The 26083-nt window shown below is 61.6% G+C and carries 26 protein-coding genes; 18 read left to right on the top strand and 8 right to left on the bottom strand.

The annotated features are described in order from the left end of the window. Window positions 1-145: 145 nt before the first annotated feature. Window positions 146-781, bottom strand: a complete 636-nt coding sequence (locus tag JF616_03205) for an SRPBCC family protein (GenBank protein MBW8886744.1) — start codon at window positions 779-781, stop codon at window positions 146-148. A gap of 583 nt (window positions 782-1364) precedes the next feature. Here JF616_03205 and JF616_03200 point away from each other — a divergent pair. The 3 genes from JF616_03200 to JF616_03190 are packed head-to-tail and all read left to right on the top strand — an operon-like array spanning window position 1365 to window position 3288. Beyond that, a complete protein-coding gene (locus JF616_03200) occupies window positions 1365-1739 on the top strand; it encodes a hypothetical protein (GenBank protein MBW8886743.1) in 375 nt (124 codons plus the stop codon). Continuing rightward, window positions 1703-2467: a hypothetical protein gene (locus tag JF616_03195; protein MBW8886742.1), complete on the top strand. Its 765-nt coding sequence runs from the start codon at window positions 1703-1705 to the stop codon at window positions 2465-2467. The genes JF616_03200 and JF616_03195 overlap by 37 nt, the downstream gene beginning before the upstream one ends. After that, window positions 2464-3288: a M23 family metallopeptidase gene (locus tag JF616_03190; GenBank protein ID MBW8886741.1), complete on the top strand. Its 825-nt coding sequence runs from the start codon at window positions 2464-2466 to the stop codon at window positions 3286-3288. The genes JF616_03195 and JF616_03190 overlap by 4 nt, the downstream gene beginning before the upstream one ends. On the opposite strand, the gene JF616_03185 is transcribed toward JF616_03190, so the two are convergent. The 6 genes from JF616_03185 to JF616_03160 all read right to left on the bottom strand — a co-directional run bounded on the left by JF616_03185 (window position 3213) and on the right by JF616_03160 (window position 7838). Continuing rightward, on the bottom strand, window positions 3213-3623 hold the full coding sequence (locus tag JF616_03185; GenBank protein MBW8886740.1) for a DoxX family protein: 411 nt from the start codon (window positions 3621-3623) through the stop codon (window positions 3213-3215). The two genes, JF616_03190 and JF616_03185, sit on opposite strands and share 76 nt — an antisense overlap. Continuing rightward, window positions 3623-4612 (bottom strand): SRPBCC domain-containing protein, encoded by a 990-nt coding sequence (locus JF616_03180; GenBank protein MBW8886739.1) that lies wholly within the window; start codon window positions 4610-4612, stop codon window positions 3623-3625. Before JF616_03180 ends, JF616_03185 begins: the two co-directional genes overlap by 1 nt. Before the next feature lies 1 nt (window position 4613). Then, entirely contained in the window at window positions 4614-4982 is a 369-nt protein-coding gene (locus tag JF616_03175) for a winged helix-turn-helix transcriptional regulator (GenBank protein ID MBW8886738.1), read from the bottom strand. A gap of 94 nt (window positions 4983-5076) precedes the next feature. Then, window positions 5077-6081: a hypothetical protein gene (locus tag JF616_03170; protein MBW8886737.1), complete on the bottom strand. Its 1005-nt coding sequence runs from the start codon at window positions 6079-6081 to the stop codon at window positions 5077-5079. A gap of 49 nt (window positions 6082-6130) precedes the next feature. After that, window positions 6131-7075, bottom strand: coding sequence for a TatD family hydrolase (locus JF616_03165; GenBank protein ID MBW8886736.1), 945 nt, complete (start codon window positions 7073-7075; stop codon window positions 6131-6133). Then, window positions 7062-7838 (bottom strand): EboA domain-containing protein, encoded by a 777-nt coding sequence (locus JF616_03160; protein MBW8886735.1) that lies wholly within the window; start codon window positions 7836-7838, stop codon window positions 7062-7064. Before JF616_03160 ends, JF616_03165 begins: the two co-directional genes overlap by 14 nt. A gap of 189 nt (window positions 7839-8027) precedes the next feature. Here JF616_03160 and JF616_03155 point away from each other — a divergent pair, with 189 nt between their 5' ends. The 5 genes from JF616_03155 to JF616_03135 all read left to right on the top strand — a co-directional run bounded on the left by JF616_03155 (window position 8028) and on the right by JF616_03135 (window position 14624). Next, window positions 8028-9470, top strand: coding sequence for a prolyl oligopeptidase family serine peptidase (locus JF616_03155; GenBank protein ID MBW8886734.1), 1443 nt, complete (start codon window positions 8028-8030; stop codon window positions 9468-9470). Window positions 9471-9614: 144 nt separating this feature from the next. Then, the gene (gene cysK, locus JF616_03150) at window positions 9615-10601 is read left to right on the top strand and encodes a cysteine synthase A (GenBank protein ID MBW8886733.1); all 987 of its coding nucleotides are present in this window, start codon (window positions 9615-9617) and stop codon (window positions 10599-10601) included. A gap of 55 nt (window positions 10602-10656) precedes the next feature. Then, a complete protein-coding gene (locus JF616_03145; protein MBW8886732.1) occupies window positions 10657-11547 on the top strand; it encodes an RMD1 family protein in 891 nt (296 codons plus the stop codon). Window positions 11548-11591: 44 nt separating this feature from the next. Next, window positions 11592-12593: a hypothetical protein gene (locus tag JF616_03140; GenBank protein ID MBW8886731.1), complete on the top strand. Its 1002-nt coding sequence runs from the start codon at window positions 11592-11594 to the stop codon at window positions 12591-12593. 231 nt (window positions 12594-12824) lie between these two features. After that, the gene (locus JF616_03135) at window positions 12825-14624 is read left to right on the top strand and encodes a DUF2341 domain-containing protein (protein ID MBW8886730.1); all 1800 of its coding nucleotides are present in this window, start codon (window positions 12825-12827) and stop codon (window positions 14622-14624) included. A 21-nt stretch (window positions 14625-14645) separates the two neighbouring features. Here JF616_03135 and JF616_03130 read toward each other — a convergent pair whose 3' ends face one another. Beyond that, entirely contained in the window at window positions 14646-14906 is a 261-nt protein-coding gene (locus tag JF616_03130) for a hypothetical protein (protein ID MBW8886729.1), read from the bottom strand. A gap of 277 nt (window positions 14907-15183) precedes the next feature. On the opposite strand from JF616_03130, the gene JF616_03125 reads away from it, so the two are divergent. The 10 genes from JF616_03125 to JF616_03080 form a co-directional block, all read left to right on the top strand. Further along, on the top strand, window positions 15184-15546 hold the full coding sequence (locus tag JF616_03125; GenBank protein MBW8886728.1) for an NADH-quinone oxidoreductase subunit A: 363 nt from the start codon (window positions 15184-15186) through the stop codon (window positions 15544-15546). Between the two features lies 1 nt (window position 15547). Then, on the top strand, window positions 15548-16204 hold the full coding sequence (gene nuoB, locus JF616_03120; protein ID MBW8886727.1) for an NADH-quinone oxidoreductase subunit NuoB: 657 nt from the start codon (window positions 15548-15550) through the stop codon (window positions 16202-16204). Then, complete coding sequence (locus JF616_03115; protein ID MBW8886726.1) at window positions 16201-16749, top strand: NADH-quinone oxidoreductase subunit C; 549 nt, start codon at window positions 16201-16203, stop codon at window positions 16747-16749. The genes nuoB and JF616_03115 overlap by 4 nt, the downstream gene beginning before the upstream one ends. After that, window positions 16749-17960 (top strand): NADH-quinone oxidoreductase subunit D, encoded by a 1212-nt coding sequence (locus tag JF616_03110; GenBank protein MBW8886725.1) that lies wholly within the window; start codon window positions 16749-16751, stop codon window positions 17958-17960. The genes JF616_03115 and JF616_03110 overlap by 1 nt, the downstream gene beginning before the upstream one ends. Beyond that, a complete protein-coding gene (locus JF616_03105) occupies window positions 17957-18745 on the top strand; it encodes an NAD(P)H-dependent oxidoreductase subunit E (protein MBW8886724.1) in 789 nt (262 codons plus the stop codon). The genes JF616_03110 and JF616_03105 overlap by 4 nt, the downstream gene beginning before the upstream one ends. 1 nt (window position 18746) lies before the next feature. Further along, entirely contained in the window at window positions 18747-20339 is a 1593-nt protein-coding gene (gene nuoF / locus JF616_03100; GenBank protein MBW8886723.1) for an NADH-quinone oxidoreductase subunit NuoF, read from the top strand. 16 nt (window positions 20340-20355) lie between these two features. Then, complete coding sequence (locus JF616_03095) at window positions 20356-21855, top strand: (2Fe-2S)-binding protein (protein ID MBW8886722.1); 1500 nt, start codon at window positions 20356-20358, stop codon at window positions 21853-21855. Window positions 21856-22104: 249 nt separating this feature from the next. After that, the gene (locus JF616_03090; protein ID MBW8886721.1) at window positions 22105-23676 is read left to right on the top strand and encodes an SLBB domain-containing protein; all 1572 of its coding nucleotides are present in this window, start codon (window positions 22105-22107) and stop codon (window positions 23674-23676) included. Between the two features lie 57 nt (window positions 23677-23733). Further along, the gene (locus JF616_03085; protein ID MBW8886720.1) at window positions 23734-24960 is read left to right on the top strand and encodes a hypothetical protein; all 1227 of its coding nucleotides are present in this window, start codon (window positions 23734-23736) and stop codon (window positions 24958-24960) included. Then, on the top strand, window positions 24933-26083 hold a 1151-nt coding region (locus JF616_03080), incomplete at its 3' end, for an O-antigen ligase family protein (protein MBW8886719.1). The genes JF616_03085 and JF616_03080, both read left to right, overlap by 28 nt.

Below are 26083 nucleotides of genomic sequence, written 5' to 3'. Positions count from 1 at the left end.
GGCGGGGGCGTTCGCCGCCCACCCCTAAGCGAGGATGGAGTCTTGGACCGATACCGGCGAAACGGCCGGAGCGGCCTACATGGCGTATGCGAGGGCGGAAAACCCGCCCTCGAAAAGCCAGAGGGTATTTAACCGGGAAAGGAAATCAGGGCTTCTTCGCCGTCGGGGCAGGCGGCACGGCGTTCGCAGCCGGTTCTTCCGCCGGGGCTACCGCCGCTTGGCGGGTGGCCGCCTGCTCCGCCTGCACTTCCGCCGCCCGCTTCTCGGAAACGTCCTTCAGCGAGTTCAGGCCCTGCTCGAAATACTTCCCGATCATCTTATCCATCGCCAGGTTCATCAGATGCCGGAACGGGTTCTTGCCCGCGTCCCCGGCCATCGTCTGGGTCACCTTGGTGTTACCCCCCTCCTCGGAGAAGGCCCACGCGCCCTGCGCGTTCCCCATCTGCCCGAAGTCGAGGTAGGTGCTGATGGATTTGCCCGGCACGCTTTCGGTGATGGTCTGGGACCCGTTCCCCGATTTCTTCGAGGTCCAGGTGCTGGTCGCGCCCTTGCCCGCTTCCGGCCCGCTATAAGTGATCTGCAGGCTCGGGTCGTTCTTCATCCAGGGCGACCAGGCTTCGTTCTTCTTCAGATCGTTCACTTGGTCGAACACGACGTCCGCCGGCGCGGTTATGGTCACCGAGCGCTCTACCTTATAGGCGCTGGGAAGCATGAAGCCGATGCCCGCGAGCACGACGGCGAGAACGATCACGGCGATGATGATATTCTTGATGATGCGCATGCGCAACCTCCTTTATGGGGGAGGCCGAAAGGTAATTAAACGGGCGCGTCGGGCCCGGGGCAGGGCGTTCCGATCGCGCTTCGGATTGGGGCGTCCGCGCGGGGTTGCGATCCGCGGGCGGGTCCGGGCGGGGAGCGCGCCTGTCGTTTCGGCCCGGGAGTCCCCGGGGCTCCGGTTCGCCTCGGACGTTCGCTAGCGCTCCCACCGGTCCTTCCACGGCCTGGAGAAGGGGACGCCCGCGGAACCAAACTGTTGGTCTCTCACCGGCTGCCGCGGGCTGCCCGTCCTCTGCGGACTCTACCCTTCTCCAGGCCGTGACGCTCACGACTCGGCGAACCGGAGCCCCGGTGCCTCCCTTTCCGACGCCGGCGCGATCCCCGCCCGGTCCCGCCCGCGCTTCGCGGTCGCGCGGGCGATACGATTCCCGGGGCCTCGGGAAGCCCGGCCCCGGGGTCGCGGCGGATGGGGCGCGGCGGAGGGGGAGAGAGGTGGGTCGGGAGGTCGAGGACTTTTCGATAGTCGATTGGAGTATCTTGGAAAGATGCGGGAAGGCAAACTCGTCGAAGTCTGGAATTATCCGAGGGTGACGCTGGCCGAGATCGGCAGGTACCGGCTTGATCGGAATGGCATAGCCTCGGAAATATTCGGCGGGAGCGTCGATAGTTATTACTTGACCGCCATTGGCGGTATCAGCCTGATGGTTAGGGAGGCGGATTTCCAGGCCGCCAAAGGGATATTGGAATCCGAAGAAGTAATCGAAGATGGAACCGTGGAGGAAAAGGACGAAATATCGCGAGACGCGGTATATTGTCCTGATTGCCATTCGAAGCGCATCCGTACCCGGAAGATAATCCGCATACGAAGCGCGTTTTTCGCCGTGGATGCCTGGAAAAAACTTTTCGGTTTCAACAAGGTTTTCAAGTGCCGGGACTGCAAGAAGACATGGCCGTCAAGATAGCGGTCTTTCTGATATGCCTCGGCTTCTCCCTGCCGATCGTCTCCCGCGCGGAGAGCGTCCGCACCCTTGCCACGGCCATTCCCACGCCCGCGGGCTATACGCGCGTGCGGACCGAACCGGGCAGCTACGGCCGTTTCCTGCAGACCCTGTCCGTCAAAAAGGATAAACGCATCCTCGCCTTCAACGGCAATCTCATCAATGACTTCAACGTCTTCGCCGTGGCGGATCTGCCGCTCCTCTTCCATCAGGATCTGGAGCAATGCGCCGACTTCGCCATGCGCTTGTGGGCGGAGTACCACCAGCGTGCCCATAACTTAGACCATCTTTATTTGTTCGATTACAACGGAAAGCGGAAGGCCTTCCAATCCAGCGGGAAAAGCTATCCGGATTTCTTGCGGACCAGCTTCGCCAACGCCAACTCCTACTCCCTCAAGCGCGGATGCGCTCCGGTCCCTTCCGCCGCCGCATTGGTCCCGGGGGACATGCTGGTCCAGAACCAGGACGGGGGTATTGGGCATGTTTCCGTCATCCTGGACGTCGCCGAGGCGGAGGGCAAGCCCAAGCTCTACCTGATTGGCTTCAGTTTCATGCCCGCGCAGGAATTCCATATCGAAAAGGCGCAAGGCGATAAAGGCCAAGAGGGCTGGTTCACCTTGGAAGGCTACCAGCGGTTCCTGATGGAAATACTTCCCTTCGGCCCGCCCGTCTTGCGGCGCTTTGCCCCATGAGCATGCCGCCGTTGCTCAGGGCTTCCTTCTTCGGGGCTTCCCTCGTGGGAGTTTTCTTCGCCGAGGCTTCCCCCGTCATAGCGGCCGGGCCGCCGCTCAAGGAATGGGACCGGTTCGAGAAATCGGTCCGGGATCAAACCCTTCCCAAGGATTCCTTGCGCGCGTTGTTCCCACCGCTCTATCGCGCCCTACGAGGCAGTTCCCCGCCGAACATTGAGGGAGGGTTCCCGCCGGGTCCCGCCGGCGATTCGCCTTGGGTCTTTCCCGTGCAAGGCTACTCCCTCGCCTCGGTCGGCAAAGGCGGCTTCCGCCCCGCCATCCGGTACGGGGGTTCACCCATCCAGGGTTACGACTTCTTCGACGGGAATCGGCATGGCGGCCATCCGGCTTACGACATTTTCATCCGCGATAAGGATCGGGATTGCCGGGACGATCTCACCGGCGCGAAAGTCCCGGTGCTGGCACCGACCCGCCTGCTCGTGCTCTCCACGGAAAACGAGTGGCGGCCCGGATCGGGATTGCGAGGAGGCAAATACCTGTGGGCCTTGTCCGTGGACGCGGATCTACTTCTCTACTTCGCGCATCTGGATAGCCTGATCGCGAATCCGGGAGACACCGTGGCGGCGGGCGGGAGGCTGGGAATGGTCGGGCGCACCGGGACGAACGCCTATCCCGCGCGGTCCCCGACGCACTTGCATTTCATGGTTTTGAAAGTCGGGAACGGGGTTCCCGAGCCTTTCGATTATTACCGCTTGCTTCCGCGTTCGCCTCGCACCATGGCATCCAAACTGAAAGGCCCCGCGCCGCGGCAGGCGATGTAGAGGAATAGCACGCAATAGAGCAAGGCCATTTCGCCTTTGTTGATGGCCGGAAAAAAGGCTTTTCCCATGGCCAGCTTCCAGTGGAATTGCGTATAGGCGACGGCCATCTCGCCGCTGGCCACGAAGGCGGCGCAGCGGGTCCACAGCCCTGCCGTGATCAACAGGCCGGCTACCAGTTCGATGATGCCTGCGAACCACACTTGGCTCGGGAAGGCGGCGTGGAAATCCGAGAGGATCCCGAAGGTTTTCTGGAGGCCGTGGAACGCGAACATCAGGCCCGCCGTTACGCGTAAGATGAAAAAAGCCGGCTCGGCGAAAGGTTGCAGAAAGCGCATCAGGCTTTTCCTCCTTGCGACACCTTGGCTTTCGCCAGGTAAGCTTCCAGTTGATCGAGGGTTCCCTTGAACCCCATTTCCATTCCCGCGAAGGCGGCCTCATAAGTGGCCCGTTCCTCCCCGGTCTCGTTGATGGGCCAGCCGCGGTTCGTCACCGTAGTCTTCCCGTCCTTTTCCGTGAAGGTAGTTATGTTCATTACTTCCAGGGGCCAGGTCGCGCTCATGTAATGGCGGGTGATTCCGGCCTGCGCGTCCGAGAAGGAAACTACGTATGACATCAGCTCGGGCTTAACGATCTCGCGGTAGTGGAATTTCCCCCACATCTCTTTCCCGTCGGGAGCGACCATGCAGTAATGAAATATTCCTCCGGGCCGGAAGTCCAGCTTGGCGATCTTCATTCCGAATCCCTTGGGCCCCCACCATTCCTTTAGGCGCTCCGCCTCGGAATAGGCCTTCCAGACCAGCTCGCGCGGGGCGTCGAAGGTGCGGCTCACCTCGAAAACCTTGCCCTTCATCGAACTTAGGTATTCGCCCAAGCGGGCCATGGTTTGGCCCAGGCCTTGGTCCGCGTGGTGCTCCCGAAGCACAAGCTCGCGGGCCTGGAAAGAGTCGAAGGTCATGCACATGCTGAGTTCGGTTTTGCCGCCCACGTCCTTGAACTCGACCACCGAGCGGAAGTCCACGCCTTCGCCTTCTTCCCCGGGATGCAGGTAGACCACGCGCTCGGGCCGCCGGATGGTCTCGAATACCATTTTGTTCTGGTAATCGCGCCCATCGGGCCCGTGCATGGTGAAAAGCCAAACGCCCCCTTCCTTGAACTCGAAGGTTTTGGTGGTGATGGTGAAGCCGTCCGGCCCCCACCATTGCGCCAGATGCTGTTGCTCGGTCCAGGCGCGGAATACGAGTTCGCGGGGCGCTTCGAAGGTGCGGGTTATCGCGATCTCGCGATCGCCCTTCAGAGCGGCGGGTTCGGTTCGGGTTGCGGGCATCTTATTTCTCCTTCTCCGGGTTTTCCTTTTGCTTGGTTTGCAGTCCCTTGAGGTAAGCGTCCAGACGGTCGAAGCTGGCCTCGAAGAAGCGGCGGTATTGCTCGGCCCAATCCGCCACGTCCTTCAAAGGCGAAGCCTCCAACTTGCACGGGCGCCATTGCGCCTCCCGGCCCCGGCTGATCAAGCCCGCGTGCTCCAGCACCTTTAGATGCTTGGAAATGGCGGGCAGGCTCATCCGGAAAGGCTCGGCCAATTCCTTCACGTTCGCGGGGCCTTCCACCAGGCGGGCCAGGATGGCGCGACGGGTCGGATCCGCGAGGGCGGCGAAGGTGGCGCTAAGCCGATCGGAATGTGCTTTGTTGTAAACCATCTAGTTAATTAACTTAATGGTAAAGTACAGCAAGAAAGTTCATCCGTCAAGGGCCTTTTTAGCGCAATTTAAGGGTTCTCGGGGATGGCGCCGCTCAAATAACCCAAGCACCTGCCTGGAAGACCACCTCTTCATCGATGCGTACCCGCGGGTCGGCGAGAAAGATGTCTACGTGATGGCGGCCCGTGCGGCGGCTGAAGGCGGGCTTCTTATACACGGTATGCTTGGCCCCCAGGGAAAGATGGACGCCGCACATCCGTTCCAAGGTGCCGATGTCGCTTACGATCCGTCCGGGCCCGAAGGCGCGGTTCAGGCCGAATCCCAGTTCGCGCACCCAGATCTCGCCCTCATCGGCCCGGATTTTCTCCAGCACGCGCCAAGCTTCCGGCGTGGCGTCGCGGGCATCGACCACGCGGCCTTTTTCGATAACGAGCGTGACCGGGATCGCAGGAAGATGAGGACGGAAATCCAGGTCGGCGAAGATATCGACCCGCGCCGGGCCGTGCAACCCTTCCAGATCCACCGCTTCCGTGAAGACTTCGCCGATGGGATACAGTCCGCCCACGTTGCGCATCTCGCGATAGTCCCCCACGTTCAGCTTGGCGGTCTCGAAGGGGCCCTGGAAGAGCAAAGGCGCATCGGCCCCGGTCTCGATGGAACAGCTCCGGGCCGCGTCGATGCGGGCCCGCAAGGCCTGGCCGGTACCGCGATAGTAGGTAGGATCGTAGGCGAGCGCTTCCACGTAAAGCGGGATTTCCGCCCCGTCCATGCGTTCCAGATGGGGATGCTCGACCACCTTCAGGCCGCGCGCGAACAGTTCCACCCGTAGGCGGAATTCGGCTAGGCGGAAGTTGGAAGATTGGATCAGGACCACCAGATCGCCCGGGGCCAAGGGCGCGAAGGCGGCCAGGATCTCGGCGGGGGCCAAGGCATCGAAATCCAGATGGCGGGCCGAGGGGATGGCTTCGCGATAAGCGGCGGCCAAAAGCCGGGAGAGCGGACTGCGGGAGTCGGCGACGACCACGGCGGCGGAACGCGCGGCATGGTGCCCGAGGGCCATGGCGAGGATGTCGCGGACATGGGAAGCCGCGCGGGCGATGGTATCCGCGGGCGGATTGGAATCGTTGCGGACGGCGCGGGCCTTCCCTTTATTTGATGATGCGGACGTCGGCCGACCCTTGGCCAGCCGTCTCCGGGCCGCCTGTCTCCGGCCCGCCGCCGCGCAGCAGGCTGTTGCCTTCGAACTCGCGTTTGGGATCGATGGTGGCGGCGTCGAGCCAGTCGGATTCGGAAATCTGGCCGCTCTGGCCGTAGGCGAGGAGCGCGTTGCGATAGCACATGGCGTCCACCGCCGCGGCGGAGATGCCGTTTTCCAACATCAGGTTCGCGGTCTTAGGCACGGCGAGCGGATCGCTTATGCCCCAGTCCGCGCTGGAGTCCACGATGATGCGTTCGGAGCCGTACTTCCGCGCGAGGTCCACCATGCGCATGTTGCCCATCTTGGTCTTGGGGTAGATGGTGAAGGCGCACCAAAAGCCGCGATCCAGCACTTCCTTGCAGGTCTCTTCGTTGTTGTGGTCGATGACCACGCGCGCGGGAGGGATGCCATGCTCCATGCAGACGTCCATGCTGCGGCTGGTCCCGACCTTCTTGTTGCGGTGCGGGGTGTGGATCATGACGGGTAGATCCATCTCCTTGGCCAGTTCCAACTGCACGCGGAAGAATTTCTCCTCAGCCTTGGTCATCTCGTCGTAGCCGATCTCGCCGATGGCGACCACGCCTTCCTTGCCGGCGAAGCGGGGCAAAAGCTCGATGACTTCCTCGGCCAGGGCTTCGTTATTCGCTTCCTTGGAATTGAGGCCGATGGTGCAGTAATGCTTGATGCCGAACTGGGAGGCGCGGAAGCGTTCGAACCCGACCAGGCTAGCGAAGTAGTCCTTGAAGGTGCCGACTTCGGTGCGCGGCTGCCCCACCCAGAAAGCGGGCTCGATCACCGCCACCACGCCCGCTGCGGCCATGGCCGCGTAATCGTCCGTGGTGCGCGAAACCATGTGGACGTGGGGATCGATGTAGCGCAGCTTAGGCGTAGTCATTCAGGTTCTCCCAGGTGAGGCTTCCGGAACGCGCGGCCTTTTCCAGGGCGGCGTCGGATGCGAGGATGGCGGCGGCTTGCGGGTCGGGACAGGATTTCAGGGCGAGGGCGGCGGCGCGGCGTTCGACGGGCGAGCCCGTCGTCAGCACCTTCTTGAGATCGGCCAGGGCTTTGGCATCCGCGCAGGGGCCGACGCAACGCCAGAGATCGGGAGGGAAGGGTCGGTTGGCGGCCCAGCGTTCATGGGCCAGATCGTCCAGCATGCGCGCGAGCGGAGGATTGGCGCGCCGATCCACGCCCACCACGAGCGCGAGAGGCACGTCCACGAAGAAGGTCTTGACCACCATCTGGTTCCAACCCACGGTATCGAAGTGCAAGGAGGGATAGGGATTGCGGATGGCGATGGCTTCGAAGACCGCCTTGATGTTGGAGCGGATGGCTTCGCGGGCCCGCGCCATGTGGCCTTCCGGGTAAGGCACTACCGCCAGGGCCTTTTGCAGGGTGATGGCTTCCCCTACGTCGGCGGTCTGCCACAAATCGGAAGGATCCCAATCGGGCACGGCGGCGCGGGCGGCTTGCAGGTCTTCGGCGGAAAGGGACAAGGGGGCCTTGCCGGCATGGCGCACGCAGGCGCTGAAGGAGGCGAAAATGGTTTTATCCGGAGCGCCGGTAGCCATAAGGGCGGCTTTCTCTTCGAGCCAAGCCAAGCCGTCGGTGGGGATTCGCGTTTTCAGCCAATCGAGAAGCAGGGTTTGCGCCGACAACGCGTTACCTTTCGTTACGAACCTGACGAAACTTCGGGCTTAGGGCCCGCTTTTTCCGGGGGTTCCGGGGGCCTAAAGATACTAATTCACCCTTCGCCAAGCCTGTAGGAAAGGTATCGGAAGCGGAACCGGCCGGGCCCGCGTAGATTAACGCTCGGTCGGGAAAACTTATTACTCGTGGGGTCTTCAATGGGCAAGATAGTCGCTTACGCTTTCGTCGCCGCCTTCGCATCGACTCTCCATGCGCAGACCATCAACCTGCATGGTAAAGTGACCAACGCGTCCGGTCAGCCGGTCGCCAATGCCGAGGTGCTGCTGATGCACCAGGGGAAAAAGACGACGAGCGGAGCGGACGGCTCCTATACCCTGACGGGAACCGTCGCCTTGGCGCGGCAGGCCCCGTCGGCCCAAGGCATGTCGTTGGACCAGGGGGTCTTGCGGATCGCCGTGCCGCGCGCGGCGAAAGTGAAAGTCGAGGTCTTCGACATGAAAGGCAACCTCTTACGGATGGAAGGGGTGTCGAACGCTTCCCCAGGTCAATATCAGTGGGATTTCGGGATGCATTCCCTATCCGATCAAATGATGATCATCAAGGCCTCCCTGGGAAAAGAAACACGGACCTTCCGCTATATGCCCATGGGCGACGGCGAAGCCGCCGGGGAAATCCCTGCCGCGGGTTTCACCCCGGCCGCCGCCTTCCTCGCGAAAACGGCCGCCGACCTGGATATGCTTCAGGTCACCGCCACCGGCTACACGACCAAGCAGGTTTCCGTCACCGCCTGGGACGCGACGTTGGACGTTTCCCTGAGCGCCCCCTCTACCGGCGGCCGTAGCGCCGGATGCGGCAAGACTTCGACGCTCAAGACCGGGAAGGCCTTGACCTTCACCCCTCCCGGAGGAGGAGGCGCCCGCACCTATAACCTCCTTGTCCCCGCCGACTACGACAATAATACCGCCTACCGTTTGATCGTATCGATCCATTGGCTGAACGGAACCGCCAATAACGTCACCGACGGCGGTAACGGTAGCGCCACCATCAAACCCTATTACGGGCTGGCGGAACTCGCCAATCCGTCCGGGGGGAAGTCGACCACCATTTTCGTCGCCCCCCAAGGCCAGGGCAACAGCTGGCCGAGCGGCCAAGTCCCCTTCATCACCTCGTTGGTCGACATGCTGAAGGGCGAACTCTGCATCGATAACTCCCGCATCTTCGCCGAAGGGTTCAGCATGGGCGGTTCCATGTCCTACGCCCTGGCCTGCGAAGCGCCCGATATGTTCCGCGCGGTCGCGGTCCACTCCGGCGGCCCCATGAGCGGATGCAACAAGAAGAACAAGCCCGTCCCCTATTTCATGACCCATGGAACCCAGGATCAGACCTGCACCTATCCCGCATACGGCGTGCCGCAGATCAACGAGTTCGCCAAGCTGGACGGCTGCCAAGCCATGGATATCCCGGGTACCCTGGTTCCCACCGACGCCAGCGGGATGAACCCGAAATGCGCCGACTTCCAGGGTTGCACCGATGGTTATCCCGCCAGGGCCTGTATCTTCGTAGGGCCCCATACCCCTTCGCCCGGCGGCAGCAAAACCTGGGTCCCCGCGGAAACCTGGAAGTTCATCAGCCAGTTCTGAGCGGGCTAAGGGATGCGCGGTTGCGCATCCCTTCAGTCCTGCCTGTTCGCGCGTCCCCGTGGGACGTTCCGCTTTTTGCATCTTTCCTTTATCGATATCTACGGATACGCGAATCCCCGCTTCCGGCGACTCGAGAGGAACACGATGGCCATCTTCAATGACAACTCGCTATCAATCGGGCGGACCCCCCTCATCCGGTTGAATCGCGTCGTGCCCCAAGGGGGCAAGGTCTTCGCGAAAATAGAGGGGCGCAATCCGGCCTATTCCGTCAAGTGCCGGCTCGGAGCGGCATTGATCTGGGACGCCGAGAAGAAGGGCCTGTTGAAGCCCGGCGTCGAGATCGTGGAGCCGACCTCCGGCAATACCGGCATCGCCCTCGCCTTCGTCGCCGCGGCGCGCGGATACAAAATCACCTTGGTCATGCCGGAAACGATGAGCGTCGAGCGCCGCAAGGTGCTGAAGGCTTTCGGCGCGCGCATCGTATTGACCGAAGGGCCCAAGGGGATGAACGGCGCGATCAAGAAAGCCGCCGAAATACGCGACGCCGATCCTCAGCGTTATTACATGCCCCAGCAATTCGAGAACCCGGCCAATCCGGCGATCCACGAGTCCACCACGGGCCCGGAAATATGGGAGGACACCGATGGCAAGATCGACATCCTGGTTTCGGGCGTAGGGACGGGCGGGACCATTACGGGCGTCTCGCGTTTCATCAAGAAGCAAAAAGGCAAGGCCATCCTCAGCGTGGCGGTCGAGCCGAGCGAAAGCCCGGTGATTTCGCAATTCCTGGCCAAGCAGGAAATCAAACCCGCGCCGCACAAGATCCAAGGGATCGGGGCCGGCTTTATCCCGAAGACCTTGGACCTATCCGTCGTAGACCGGGTCGAACTGATCAATTCCGCCGACTCGCTGGAATTCGCCCGGCGCCTGGCCGCCGAAGAGGGGATCCTCTCCGGGGTAAGCAGCGGCGCCGCCGTGGCGGTGGCGGCAAGGCTGGCGGCATTGCCGGAGTTTTCCGGCAAAACCATCGTCGTGATCTTGCCCGACTCCGGGGAACGCTACCTTACCGGACCTCTCTTCGAAACGGCGCTGTCCGGCGTGGCCGAGGCCAAGGCGGGCGACACGATTTAAGGGCGCCCTCTCAGATCTGTCAATTGGGCAGCCCGAGTCTCATCAGGTAACCTTGATGGTGCTCCTCCGCCCGCGAGTGACATCATGCGACTTGCCCGACAGCCCGTTCTACGAGTATCGTTGCCTTATGGAACTCGATACGCGCCATCTCCTCACCATCCGGGCCTTCCAAGTGGCCGAAGGGATAGACATCAAACGTTGCCGCGCTGGTTTTGCCGGCGAGTTGGTGGCCGCCGCCCCGGGCGAGCTGTTTTTCCGCCGCAAGGCGGCCTCCCCCGAAGGTACGGGGGAGCGGGAAGAGGGCTACGTCTACGTCATGGATTACGGCGTGGTCACCTTCGCGGGGCATGGCGAAGCCGAAATGAACTCGGTGCTGGAGAGCCTTACGCAGTATTTCGAAATCCCCCTGGATCGCCGCATGAGCGAGGACTTCCGCGTGCATGCCGGCGCGCAGGAACTGGCTTTCGGATTCAACGACATCCATCTTCCCGCCTTCAACGCCGACGTGCTGCGCATCATCATGCTGTACGTGGGCCATTCTGCGGCGCTGGACTACAACGAGTCCATCGTGGACAGGCTCCTGGCCGATGCGGGACGCGTGGCCTTGGAACTGGAACGCTACGGACGCCTGAAGACCTCGCGCCGCAACGTGCAGAAATACATCGGCCGCACCTTGGGCGTGCGCAACCGCATGGTGGACAACCTGTACATCATGGACGCGCCGGACATCACCTGGGAGAACGAGTACCTGGACAAGATCGATCGCGGCATGAAGAAGACCTTCGACGTGGTGGAGCGCTTCCGTTCCCTCGACTACCAACTGCGCGAGATCAAGGAGAACCTCGAATTGTTCGCTGAGATGCTCCAGTTCCGTCAAAGCAATATGCTGGAATGGATCATCATCGCGCTGTTCCTGCTCGAGACGGTGAATCTGTTCTGGCATTAGCAGGACGCCAAAGGCGTCACCGCGGAATTAATTATCCTTTCCGCATGCCCGTGAAAACTTTGCTCCTCGCGCTCCTGGGCGCCTTGTTCCCCGCCTCGGCCATCGCGCAAATCACCTATCGTGAAGACAACATCATTTCCCAGGCGCAGACAGGCCTGCCCTCCCAGGGGCCCGCCGCCGCGCGCTTCAATCCCGCCGCCCTGGCCGATGTGCATCGCGTATCGGTTGCCGTCGGAAATACCGGATGGACCAGCATGGAGTACCGGCAAACCTTCGGGCAATTGGCTTTCGGGTGGCCGCAGGACAAGCTTTCCCTCCCCATCGGCCTCGCCGCGGGATTCGGGTACTTCGGAGGGATCAAGCGCCTCGATGCCACCAATATTGTGAATGACGAAGGCGAATACGTTCCCGGCATCGCCGCCGTTTATCCGGCCGATCCCGATGCGCCTTACCGGATCGCGGCGGGAATGGACCTGGCCATCGTCGGGTATAACGCGTTCAACGCCGTGCATTCCCACGGCGTAGGCATGGACATCGGGCTGGACGCGGCCCATACGAACCCGCACGGGCGCCTCGATCTTGGATTCGCCTACCACCATTTCATATCGCCCAAGGCCCGCTTGCCGGACGAGGTCGGCTCCTTCAAAATCCCCGGATGGATGGAGCCCTCGCTGGCATGGGCTTCGGCGGGCCGGTTGGTGCATGCCCGCATGGGATTGTTCTTCAATGAGCCCCACGATCCGAAGGAAGGTTCGGCGCAGGACGATTCGTGGGGAATGAATGGTTGGGACGTGGAGTTGCGGCCCTTCCAGAGGTTGGCCTTCAAATTCGAACGTACGCGCTTCGGGCCGCTTTCCGATATCGGATTCATCCTGTTCCCGCCCGCCTCGCTGGGTTGGCTTGATTTCAGGCTGGAAGTCAATTTCGGCCATACCGCGTACGTGCCGCCGGTCAGTCCCCCCTTCGGGCATTTCCTGTTCGGGTCGGGCCAATTGAATGACGGGACGCGGTGGATGCTCGGCACTTCATTAACGGTCGGGATCTGAACCGAGCCAATGCATTTGGGCTGCCCTGAGAGCGAGGCCGGCCCGACAGCGCTCCCGCTCCCTAATCTTGACCTTTCTCCGGATTATCCGCAAATAACATAAGCATCGGTGGATTCGACCCTAGGCAGGGGATATTATTTGATGTCGGGGGAGTCTAGTTTCGGCATAGCGCTCTTCCTGAGGTTTACAATGATTCGGTTGCCAGGGCCCGCGAGGGTCGGGGATTCGGGTATGTTCCATACCGGTCGTCTTTGCTTACTCTCCGTCTTGATCGCATCCGTGCCCGCCATCGCCGATGACTATTCCGCTTGGGCCCATCAGAAGGATATCTACTTCGATACCTCGCCGGACGGAGCCGGGGTTTCCGCCGATGTCGTTTCCTTTCCCGTCCTGGTACGGCTTACCGCCGCCGATTTCCCTTTCGCCCAGGCCCGCGGCAGCGGGCAGGACATCCGCTTCAGCAAGCCCGACGGAACGGCTTTGCCGTTCGAGATCGACACCTACGATTCCGCCGCCGGAACGGCCGCCCTGTGGGTTTTGGCCGACACGGTAAAGGGGAATTCCAAAGGGACCCTGCTGCGGCTCCATTGGGGCAATCCCTCGGCGGCCGCCGCGAGCGAGCCCGGCAAGGTGTTCTCGCATTCCAACGGTTTCGCGGCGGTGTGGCACCTGGGCGGCAGGTACCAGACGGCGCGGCCGAACGCCGTGCCCGGCGGCATGGAGGCGGTAGCGGGGAACTACGATGCCGATGAACAGACGCGCGGGGTGATCGGTTTCGCGGACAGCCTGGATGGCGGGAATCCGGGCGATTTCCTCCAGACCTGGCAACCCTTCGACAGCGTGTCCCGGGAATTCACGTTTTCGGTTTGGGCCAATCCCGCTTCGACGGCCCCAGGGGCGCGGTTCATGGACTTCGGCAATGGCGCGGGCAAGGACAACGTGTACTTAAGCCGATCCAACGGCGGCGACTCGCTCCACTTCGAGATCTGGAACGGTTCCCATGCGAGTTCCGTGACCACCCCGGGCGGGACCCTGGTGCTGGGGGAATGGCAACTTTTCGCCGTCACGGTCTCGGGGAAGACGGCCCGCATTTACCGCAACGGCGCGGAAATCGCCGCGGGCGACCTCGACGATACCATACCCGCTTTGACGCGGGGCTCCAATTTCCTGGGCCGGAGCAATTGGGCCGCCGACGCGTATTACCAGGGGATGTTGGATGAACCGGAGGTTTCCGCCGCGACGCGTACCCCGGATTGGATCAAGCTGGCCTACGCCAACCAGCAGCCGGGCCAGACCTTGCTCTCCTTCGCGCCGCCCGTCCTTTGCGACATCCGTTTCCTCGTCCCGGCGGATACTTCCCTCCCCGAGGGATCGGCCCTGCGGCTTTCCGCGACCGCCGATTGCGCCGACCAATTCCAATGGTCATGGGTGGACGGTCTCCCGTTGCGCCTTCTGGATCCGGAGGTGAAATCCCTCTCCTTGGCGCTTCCCCGGGTCACGGCCGATACGGCCATGGTCCTGCGTTTCTCCGCGCACTTTCGCGATAGCGCGCGCAGCCGCGATGTACGCATCGCGATCCGGAACGTAGCGCCGGATCCGCTCTTCACCATGCCTGCGGATAAGGCCTGGAACGGCCGGGATTCCATGCTCATCCGCCCGGTGATTACCAACCTGTCCCTGATCCAGGCCAGTCCCTTTCCCGACTTGCACGCGGTCTGGACCCTGGAGGGAGTCCAAGTGGATACGGCCTCGGGGGCGGACGAGGGCTTATGGCTTTTTTCGCCCCAGGCCCAGGGCGACTTGAAGGTGTCCTTATGCCTGGATAATGGCGGTCCCGCCGAATGCGGGTCCATGACGGTGACGGTGGCGGAGCCTTCGGCGTTAGGCGCGTCCGGCGCCGGGAAGCTGGCCCAAGGCGAGCGGGCGGGCTATGATGTCGAGGGACGGTTCCGGCGGGATGCGTTCAGAGCCGGTCCCCGCTTCGCGCCGACCCGGGGTTCTTCCCAGGCCCGAACCGAATCGCACCGATAACTCCCGGCCCTCTCGATAATCTCACCCCACTAATAGGCTATGCTCGCGCTCCCAAGCGTGGTACTCGCGGATGGCCTTATGCAAGGCCTCCCGGCTGGCGAACTCTTGCACATCCAGCTGGATGATCAAATCGTGCAGTTCGGCGGCGCGGCCGCCGCCCTTGGCGTTCGCGGTCATGGCCAGGTGGTTGGCGACCTGGGCGAGAGTGGCCGGGAAAGCCAGCCCCGACAACATCCTATCGAGCACCAGAGCTTCGGGCTCCTGCCTTTTCCCTTCAGACATAATTCTCCTCCCCTGCTGGTAGCCCAGCGGGCGTCTCAATTAGTTACGCGGTCCGCGGCAGGGGCGTTCGCCCTGATCCTGAAGATAAAGTTGTCCCATGGGGGTGGTGGAAAAACTGCGTGCGGCCTTTGGCCGTAAGGGGAGGCGGCTGCGGCGCGGTTGCCGATCCCATCGGCATTTCCTAGCTTTTCCCTTTGAAAACGGACTGAAAAACCCACTTTTCCGCATCCGGGAACCCTAGTCGGACGGCTCGGATACGGGGTCCCGAAAGCCTGGAATGCTCAGCGAATATCTCCCCTTCATCCTGTACGGAATTCTCGTAGTATTGACCGGCGTCGGCGCCATCGCCGCCTCGTCTTTCCTCGGCCCCAAGAAGACCTACAGTAAGGTCAAGTTTGAACCCTATGAGTGCGGTGTCGATCAGGTCGACAATCCGCATCGGCCATTCGCCCTGAAGTTTTACACTTTCGCCTTGCTCTTCATCTTGTTCGATATCGAGACCATCTTCTTGCTGCCGTGGGCATTGGGCTTCAAGCATCTCCTCCACACCGGGACCCTGCCCGCGGTGCTTTTCTTCCTGGTTATCCTCGGGATGGGGCTCTTTTACATTATCAAGACCCGGGCCCTGGAATGGGAGTGATATGACCGGCTCCACCAACGATTGGACGACGACCACCCTGAACACGGCCATCAACTGGGCCCGCGCCAACAGCCTGTGGCCCATGCCCTTCGGCACCGCCTGCTGCGGCATCGAGATGATGGCCACCTTCATGGCCAAGTACGACGCCTCCCGCTTCGGCTCGGAGGTGATGAAGTTCAGCCCGCGCCAGAGCGACCTGCTCATCGTCTCGGGGCGCATCTCCCTCAAGATGATGCCCGTGTTGCAACGCATCTGGGAACAGATGCCCGAGCCCAAATGGTGCATCTCCATGGGCGCCTGCGCCAGCTCCGGCGGCGTCTTCGACACCTATACCCTCATCCAGGGCGTGGATCAATTCATCCCCGTGGATGCGTACATGCCGGGCTGCCCGCCGCGGCCAGAAGCCTTCCTGGACGCCTTGATGATGGTGCAGGAGAAGGCCAAGAAGGGCCAGGCCAAGTCTCAGGAATACGTCACCTCGGACGGGGCCTCCGATCCGGCCAAGTCGGTGGCCTTCCGCACGCCGGATACGCATTACCGGCATGGCGTGGATCGCAGCACCCCGCAGCATGCCCACCACCCGGTCGCCGCCGAGGCGGCGGGAAATCCTCCCCGCCATCCCGCCGCGGACCATGCCGCTCCCCAGGCCAAGACATGATTACTTACCTTCCTGAAAACCATCTCAAGGTGATCGCGCAAGTGGAAGCCCGCATGGGCGACCGCCTGTTGGGCCGCGAGGAGAAATCGCATTACCACCAGTTCAAGGTGAAGGGACAGGACGCCAAGGATCTGATCCGCTTCCTGCGCGATGAGCCCTCGCTCGGCTTCGCCATGTTCATCGACATCACGGCCGTGGATTATCTGAAGTACCCCGTCGCCCAGCCCGAACGCTTCGCGGTCGTTTACACCCTGCTGTCCCCCGAACTCGGCGTGAAGGCGCAGGTGAAGGCTTTCGTGCCGGACGGGGATCCGCGCCTGCCATCCATCACCGATCTCTTCGCCGGGGCCAATTGGACCGAGCGCGAGGTGTGGGACCTGTACGGCATCGAATTCATGGGCCATCCGGATCTGAAGCGCATCCTCATGCCGGACGATTACGAAGGGCATCCCTTGCGTAAGGATTACCCCCTCAAGGGCCGCGGCGAGCGCGGCAATTTCCCCGTCTACCATGCCAGCACCCAACGGCCGAAAGGGGAAGGCTGATGTATTCCTACGAGCAGGAGATCGTCGAGCGCGACGAGAACACCGTCCATATGAACGTGGGCCCGTCGCATCCCGCCATGCACGGGACCTTGCGCGTCAAGATGGAAGTGAAGGGCGAGCGCATCGTGAAGACGGAACAGGAGATCGGATTCCTGCATACCGGTTTCGAGAAGCTGGGCGAGTTCCGCAGCTACAACCAGTTCATCACCTTGACCGATCGCCTCAATTACTTCTCGCCGCTTTCCAACAACATCGGCTTCGCCGTGGCGTGCGAGGAATTGCTCGGCATCACCGTGCCCCGCCGCTGCCAGGTGATCCGCACCATCCTGGCCGAGATGTCCCGCCTGGCGGACCATTCCCTATGCCTGGGCGCCATGACCATGGATTTGGGCGCTTTCTCTTCCATCCTGTGGACCTTCGTGGAGCGCGAGAAGCTATACGACGTGTTCGAGGCCGTGACCGGCACGCGCCTGACGACCAGCTACACGCGCGTGGGCGGCCTCGCCTTCGACCTGCCCGCCGATTTCGAGAAGCGGGTCACCGCCATCCTCGATAGCATGGAAAAGACCATCGACAATCTGCGGAAGAGCTTCTACCAGAACCGCATCTTCCTGGATCGCGTCGAAGGCATCGGCTGCATCTCGAAAGACATGGCCATGTCCTACGGGATTACGGGACCCATGGGGCGCGCCTCGGGCCTGGACTACGACCTCCGCAAATTCCGGCCGTACCTGATCTATAACGAACTCAAGTTCGACGTGCCCGTATACAAGGAAGGCGACACGCTTTCGCGTTACAAGGTGCGCGTGGACGAGATGGAACAGTCCATCCAGCTGGTGCGCCAGGCCATGAAACTCCTGGAGCCCGGCCCCATCAATTTCCAGGATCAGAAGAGGACCTTGCCGGACAAGACGTCTACCTACGGGGACATGGAATCGCTCATCCACCACTTCAAATTGGTGATGCCGGGCGACGATCATGGCATCCATCCGCCCGTGACCGACCAGTACTCGGCCACCGAAGCGCCCAACGGCGAACTCGGTTGGCACATCGTTTCGGACGGTTCCTCCAATCCCTACCGGGTGCGTATCCGCGGCTGCTCCTTCATCAACTACCCCATCCTGTCCAAGCTTTTGGACGGGGCCATGCTGGCCGATCTGGTGGCCATCCTGGGATCGTTCAACATCATCGCCGGGGAGCTCGATCGATGAGCCCGACCACGTCCAAGGGGGCGGCCGCCGTCCGCCGAACCGAACTCTCGCCCGAACGCATGGCCAAGTTCCACGAATACGCCGAAGAGTACCCCAACAAGCGTTCGGCCCTGATGATGACCCTGCGCCTGGCCGAAGAGGAATTCGGCTGCATCACGGACGAGGCCATGGAAATCGTCGCCAACCTCTGCAATATGCCGGTGGCGCACGTGCAGGGCATGGTCACCTTCTACACCCATTTCAAGCGCCCGTTCCACGGAAAGCATCGCTTCATGGTCTGCGCCACCTTGATGTGCGCCCTGGAAGGCAATACCGACGCGGCCTTGGACCGGATCCGCGCGAAGCTCGGCATCAAGGCCGGCGAGATCACCGCCGACGGCCTTTTCTCTTGCGAGAAGGTGGAGTGCCTGGCCGATTGCGATAAGCCTCCGGTGGTGCAGAAGGACAACGAGCACTTCTGCTCCATGCGCGGGAAGACGATGGACGAGTACATCGATTCGCTGCTTAAGAAGGAAGGCAAGTCGCCCTCCGAATACGCGGGCAAAGCCGGCAAGGCCATGGACACGCGCGTGCCTTACCTGCCGGCGCATTACAATTTCCCGGGCGAAACCGACGAGGGAGCGCGCCATTTCGACGATAAGGATCCGTACCTGGCCGCGGGCCAAGGCCCCTTGACCACGGCGATCCCTAAACCTTTGGCGACCCCGCTCACCGTGCCCGTCGCCGATGGCGTTAATGGCGGGGCCAAGCCTTCGACCAACGGCCATAAGAAGGGGGCTCATTAAAATGGCCGACGAAACCAAGCCCAATCCGGCCGGCGCCCCCGGCGTGCCGCCCCAACAAAAGGCCGACGAGTCCGCCGCCCAAAAGAACGTGGGCGCGCCCCAACCGGCCCCCGCGGGCGCGGCCCCTGCGGCGGCCGCTCCGGCCCCTGGAGCTGGCGCTCCGCCCGCTGCCCCGGCCGCTCCCGCCGCTCCTAAGCCCGTGGTTCCCTTCAGCCCCATTCTGCTGAAGTACATCAACGAGCCCGGCTCCCATACCCTCGATCATTATCTGAAGCGCGGCGGCTATGAGACCGCGCGCGCCCATGTCGGCGTCACCGATCCGGCGGCCCTTATCAAGCTGGTGGACGAATCGGGCCTGCGCGGCCGCGGCGGCGCGGGCTTCCCCACCGGCAAGAAGTGGAGCTTCCTGGCCAAGGGCACGGGCAAGCCCATCTACCTGGCCGTCAACGGCGACGAGAGCGAGCCGGGGACCTTCAAGGATCGTTACATCCTGGAAAGGGATCCGCACCAGTTGGTCGAGGGCGTCATCCTCACCTGCTACGCCATCGGATCCAAGCACGCCTTCCTCTACCTGCGCGGCGAATTCATCCTCGGTTATGAGCGCTTGCTCGCCGCGGTGAATGAGGCCAAGGCCAAGGGCTTCGTGGGCAAGGGTATTTTCGGAACCGCGGCCGAAGGCAAGACCGCCGTAGACCTCATCATCACCGTGGTGCGGGGGGCGGGAGCCTACATTTGCGGCGAAGAGACGGGCATGCTCTCCTCCATCGAGGGCGGCCGCGGCTATCCCAAGATCAAGCCGCCCTTCCCGGCGGTCTCAGGGCTGTTCAAGTGCCCCACCATCGTCAACAACGTGGAGACCATTTCCGCGGTGACGCATATCGTCAAGAACGGCGCCGCCTGGCATAAGCAATGGGGCACGGAGAAGAGCCCGGGCTTCAAGATTTTCTGCCTTTCCGGCGCGGTCAAGAAACCGGGCGTGTACGAAGTTCCCCTCGGCATCCCCATGCGCGAGATGATCGAGAAGTATGGCGGCGGCATGAAGGACGGGACCAAGCTGAAAGCGGTGATTCCCGGCGGAATGTCTGCCCCGGTGCTTACCGTCGAGATGGTCGACAAATGCACCCTCGATTACGAGAGCCTGGCCTCGCTGGGATCCATGCTCGGTTCGGGCGGCATCACCGTGCTGGACGAGAGCGTGGACATGGTCGACGCCATCTATAATACTATGCGCTTCTACCATCACGAGTCTTGCGGCCAGTGTACCCCTTGCCGCGAAGGCACGGGCTGGCTGGAGAAATTGGCCCATCGCATGCATCATGCCGAAGGCCACGAGGGCGATCTGGAGCTCTTGGCCGACGTCTGCAAGAACATGCGCGGACGCACCATCTGCGTGTTGGCCGACGCGGCGGCCATGCCCATGCAAGGCTTCCTGCAGCATTTCAAGGGCGACTTCCTCGCCAAGATCAAGGACAAGGCTTTCGTAGAGAAGCAGCGCAACTACCGGGACGAGATCTCGCCGGAGGCCAAGCGGTTATCCGCCACAGGCGCGGGGCCGAGCGCCATGGACGTCGGTTCGCGGCAGGAAAAGAAGTAAGGCGGAAGGATTCGCGATGAGCGCCCCCAAAGAAGTCAAGATCAAGATCGACGACAAGGAACTCACCGTTCCTGCCAATTGGACCGTGATCCGCGCCGCGCAGGAAAACGGAATCGACATCCCGCATTACTGCTATCACCCGGATCTGACCATCGCCGGCAATTGCCGTATTTGCATGGTGGGCCTGAAAGGGGCGCCGCGCCCCGTCGTGGCTTGCGCCCAACCCGTGGCCGAAGGCATGGAGGTCACCACCAAGGGCAAGGACGTCGAAGAGGCCCGCAAGTCGGTGATGGAATTCCTGCTCATCAACCATCCCCTGGACTGTCCCGAATGCGATCAGGCCGGCGAATGCAAGCTGCAGAATTATTCCTACGAATACGGCCGCGATCATGGCCGCTTCCACGAAGAGAAGGTTGTCAAGTCCAAGGCCACCATGGGGCCCCACGTCAAGTACTGGGGATCGCGCTGCATCGTATGCACCCGTTGCGTGCGCTTCGAAGAGGAGATTTCCGGCCAGGGCACCTTGGGCGTCATCTACCGCGGCGATCGCTCCGAGATCTCGTTGTTCCCGGGCAAGGCCCTGGATAACCCCCTCTCCCTGAACACCGTGGACATCTGCCCGGTAGGCGCCTTGGTCTCCTCCGATTTCCTGTTCCAGACCCGCGTTTGGAACCTGCATTCGCGCCCTTCGATGTGCGCCGATTGCGCCGTGGGCTGCAACACCCGCGTCGATCTGGATGCCAAGGAGAAGATCAAGCGCATCGTACCGCGCCGGAACGATCAGGTGAACAAGGAATGGATGTGCGATTACGGCCGCCTCTCCTTCCCTTACGTGCAGGAAAACCGATTGATGAAGCCGCTCCTCGACGGCAAGGACGCGACTTATAAGGAGGCCCGCCAGGCCGCCGCCGCCTTGCTCAAGAAAGGCCGGGCGGTGTTCCTGATCAGCGCCTGGAATTCCAACGAAGCCTTCGCCGCCCTGCAACTCCTGGCCGCCGCCGTACCCGGATCCGAAGTGGCCGGCTACGCCAATCCCGGCCGCGCCGACGAGGTCTTCCCCGGTTTCACCATCTCGGGCGACAAGAATCCCAACCGCAAGGGAATGCAGGAAACCCTCGGCATCGACGCCGACGCCTCCCTCAAGGAACTCGCGGCGGACAAGGCCAAGATCGCCACCTTGGTCCTCGTCCATAATATCCCCGGCTACCAAGCGACCGCGGAGCTGAAGGCGGTGCTGGACCGCAGCGAGAACGTGGTCCTGCTCGACTTCGCCAAATCCGATCTGCTCAAGTACGGGAACGTGTCGGTGGCTCTGCCCACCGTGACCACCTTCGAGAAGAGCGGCACCTTGGTGAACAAGGACGGCGTGCACCAGAAGTACCTGCCGGTGATCGAACCGGTGAACTTCGGCCGCCACGAGGTGGAGATCTTCAACGACATCGCCCGCGAGCTGCAGCATGGGGCCGCCCTTCCGGCTGCAGGCAATGGCGCGGCCAAGGTGAAGTCGGGAGTCTAGCTCCTCTCCTTGGCCCCCGGCCGTACCCGCCTCCGACCCATCCCCAGCCTCCCCGCCGACCCGCGACTTAGCGGTCAATTCTTGAATGCCGTCGGGCAATACCCGACCCGATAGGCCCCGGGCCCTTCATAATCGGGCCCTAATCGCGGTGCCGACCATGGCATGGGCTTTGCATTCGTGAAATCCGGGAGAGAGTCCTAAGCGATCAAGGTTGGGGCATTTTGGGGCTGTATGCGGATCGACCAACTTTTGATTCCTTTCTGCTCGCTGGTCGCCGCGGCCGGGCCATTCGACATCTCATCGATAACGGCCCGGAAGTTTCTCGCCGAGTCCGGCCCCAAGCCCGACCTCGCTTCCGGCATAGCTGACGAGTCCGTGGACAATTCCATCGTACCCAAGGAATACCTGATCGGGGGCGGGGACGCGTTCCGGATAGGAATCATCGGCCTGCCGAGCCATGAGTACGGGGCGACCGTCGATCCGGACGGAAACCTGTATATCGGGGACGTAGGCCTGATTACCCTGGGCAAGATCCCGCTCACGGAAGCCATCGTGAGGATAAAGAAATCGTTCCGGGCTTCGCTTAAGGGCAGATACGATGTCTACGTGATGCTGAAGAAATGCAAACGCCCGGTCGTTACCATGGTGGGCGCCCTCTCGAATCCCGGCTCATACAGGCTGGACGGAACGCGCCGCTTGCTGGATGCGGTAATGCAAGGCAACCAGGGCCAATTGCCTTCCTACGGCGAAGCCAACCTTCGCCAGGTCCGTTGCGGCAACGGCGATTCGGTGAAGGTCTACGACCTGCTCAAGGCCCTATCGGGCGGGGATGCCTCGCAAAATCCTTACCTCTACACGGGAGACCGGATCGAGGTCCCGAATACGGGCTCCAGTGTTTGCATCGGGGGCGAATTGACGGGCCTGGTGCAAGGCCGCATTCCCTTGATCCCGGGCGAAACCCTTGGCGATGTGCTGCCTCTGCTGGCCCGTAGAAATTCTGCCGATACGGGTTATGTGATGTACCGTAGCGCCGGAAGCGGGCCGCGTAAAATTCCGCTGCATGAAGCTTCTTCCTTGGTTTTGATCGACAACGATGTAATCACCATACCGTCTCTGGCCAACTTCGGATCCCAAGATACCGTTCTCGTGAGCGGCGAAGCTTTAAGGCCGGGCACCTATCCCATCGAAAGGGGTAAGACGACCGCCCAGGATATCCTCGATTTCGCCGGGCAAGGCACCCCCCAAGCCAGCATGAACCGGGTCTTCATCGTCCGCTCGAATAAACTTATGCCACCGGGAACGGCATACCTTCCGTCCAAGGCCAATGCCCTAGCGCCGCCGCGCTGGGCTTCGGCCTCCAGCGCCGCGGTAAGGCCCGAGATCAACGCTTCCCTGAACGACATGATCGGGACCGGCGATTTCGCGGTGATCAGCCTGGAAAGCAATCCGCCTTCCGCGGTCAAGCTGGAGGGCGGGGACGAAATCCACGTCCCGCGCAAGGAAGAATTCGTTTACGTCAGCGGCAACGTACGAAGCCCCGGCGCCTATCCATTCAAGGGCGGAGAGCCGCTTCTCCACTATATCTCGCTGGCGAAGGGGTATACGAGCCTGGCGGATAAACCAAATATAGTGGTTATGCGATATTATAATGGCATAGCCCAGCTACGTAGCCCGGAGTCCATCGAAGAAGGGGACGTTATCGTGGTGCCCGCTTCCGTGGAGAATAAGCGCGTAACCACGGTCTATCTGCCTTTGGTGCAAACCTTGGCCACCATCGCCAGCCTGGCGCTCACCTATATCGCCGTGACGAGGGCGCGCTGAGGGCGGAACGCCCGGATGAATAACCCGGAGCGGCCGGATGAGGACGGATAACTTCGTATGATCGTAAGGACCCCCCAAGAAGCCAGGCTGGACGTACTCGCTTTCGTTTTAGTCCTAACGGGCTGGAAGCGATTCCTGATTTCGCACACGGTCGCCTGGACTGTCGCCGCCGTGATCGCCGCGTACCTCTTGCCTAAGAAATACGAAGCCCATACGGTGCTCATGCCGCCCAAGGGTTCGGGCGAAGGGCTGTCGAAAATCATGAAGGGCATCCCTCTAGCCAAGCTCGCGACCGGCGCCGGAAGCCTGCTTTCGTCGCAAGGGGGCGGCGAGAACCTGGAAAACCTGTACTTGGCGATCCTGGGAAGCCGCACCCTCGACCATGAGGTCATCGACTCCTTCAAGCTGGCCCATGTCTATAAGTTCGACCGCAAGAAGACGTACTTCATGGAAGATCTGGAAAAGGAATTCCGTAAGCACATCGGATTCGAAGTGGCGGACGAGGGGACTTTCGTGCTGCGTGCGGAAGATGAGAGCCCGGAAAGGGCGGCAGGCATCGCCAATTTCATGGCTGCCCGGTTGGACGCCATCTATAAGCGGCTTTCCGTGGAAACGGAACATAACCAGCGCGTCTTCCTGGAAGAAAGGCTGGCCCTCATCAAAACCGATCTGGACTCGGCGGAAAACGAGTTCGTCGGGTTCCAGAAACGGAATAACATGATGGATATCGACGAGCAATCGAAGGCGACCATAGATGCGGGCACGACCATGGAGGCCAAATACATGGCGGCGGAGCTGAACCTGGACATCGACCGGCGCGTGTTTTCCGCGGATAACCCGAAGATAAAGGAAGCGGAGCTGGAGTTGGCGGAGCTTAGGCGGCAGAGGGACGGCCTGCTTCGAGAACGTAAATCCGAACTCCTGATCCCGTATAAGATGGCTCCCGATCTCGGGCTTCAGTTGCTTAGGCTTAAGCGCAATCTGAAGATCCAGGAAACCTTGTTCGAAATGATGATGAGCCAATACGAAACCGCGAAATTCGAGGAAGCCAAAAACACGCCCACGGTCCAGGTTCTCGACCTGGCCGTCCCGCCGCAGAAGCGCGTTTCCCCGAAGCGGATGAAAATAGTGGCTGGTTGCTTCTGCTTAAGCATCTTCGCGGGAATGGCATGCGTTTCCGTGATCGAATACTTCCGGCGTTTCCGGGAAGAGCGACCGGAGGACTACGCCAAATTGCGGCAGATCAGGATGGGACTATGGCGATACACGCGGCGAACCGCATAGCGGACCGGCGAGTCCCGTCCCTCGATGCCTTGACCTTCGGCGGGTACTTTGCCTATCTGGGTATCCTAAGCCTTATCACCCATTTCACCCGTCAAACCTGGTTCGGATTCTTTTTCGCCCCGTTGCCAATGCTTTTCCTGCGCATGGACAATTTCAGATTCATGCTGCTGGCCTTCGCGGGATATCTCCTCTATTTCCCTGGCAACCTGCCTGGCTCGAACTTCCTCTTCTTCAATACACCCGATTCCCTGGTGCTTGCTTACATCGGACTTTTCCTCTTCAATCGCCGCGGCTATGCCGAATTCCTAATCGCCGGCGGACGGGTGATCACCTGGAACGAGGTGTTTTTCGCCGATGGCGTGCTCCTCGTCCCCATTTTGCTGGGCCTTGATCTTTCCAAGCGAATCAGGGGGTTCCTTTTCGCCAGCCTGGTACTCTGTCTGATGGGGCTTTTGGCGTGCGAAACACGCGGGCTTTGGATATCGGCCGCCGCCTCCTTCCTGGTTTACGCATCCCTCCGCATCCGTAAAGCGGGTTTTATCGGCTTCGACGGCTTACGCAAACTTTTGCCTGCGCTCGTCCTCCTAGTGGTGTCCGCGGAAGCGATTCTCCGCCTCTCCTCGGGCACAGGCCTGGGAGGGTTTATTCTCAATCGCCTGACCGCGCATTCGGCCAACGAACTCGTAAATCCCTGGTCCTCGCTGGGCTACCGTATCCACGAATCGCTGGTGGTTTGGCAAAAGCGGACCTGGTTCGGCCATGGTTCGGGAGCCCGTCTTTACCTGTTCTTCACCCAACTCGGAATGAGCAAATTCATTAACTGGTGGTCGATCCATTCGGAATATTTCGAGACCCTCCACAAGTATGGCTTCATCGGGCTGGGGCTTCTGGTTTGGTTCCTGGCGGCCACGTTGCGAAGAGCCCTGCGCCTGGCCTTGCGGAGCGCCCGCTATCCCTCGACCATCGGGTTCGCGGTACTGATCACCTTGCTAAACCATTGCCTCGTCTCCATCACTTCCGGTTACCTCATCCGCGAAAACGTGATGTTATATATGGTCGTGCTCGTATGCATGGTGGAACGCTATTTGCCCCGGATCGAGCCGATCGCGTCCAAGACATCCCG

This window comes from Fibrobacterota bacterium (genome assembly GCA_019509785.1).
In the GTDB taxonomy this organism is placed as follows: domain Bacteria; phylum Fibrobacterota; class Fibrobacteria; order UBA11236; family UBA11236; genus Chersky-265.
The sequence above is the reverse complement of the archived record's forward strand: the minus strand, read 5'-3'. Positions and strand labels throughout refer to the sequence as shown.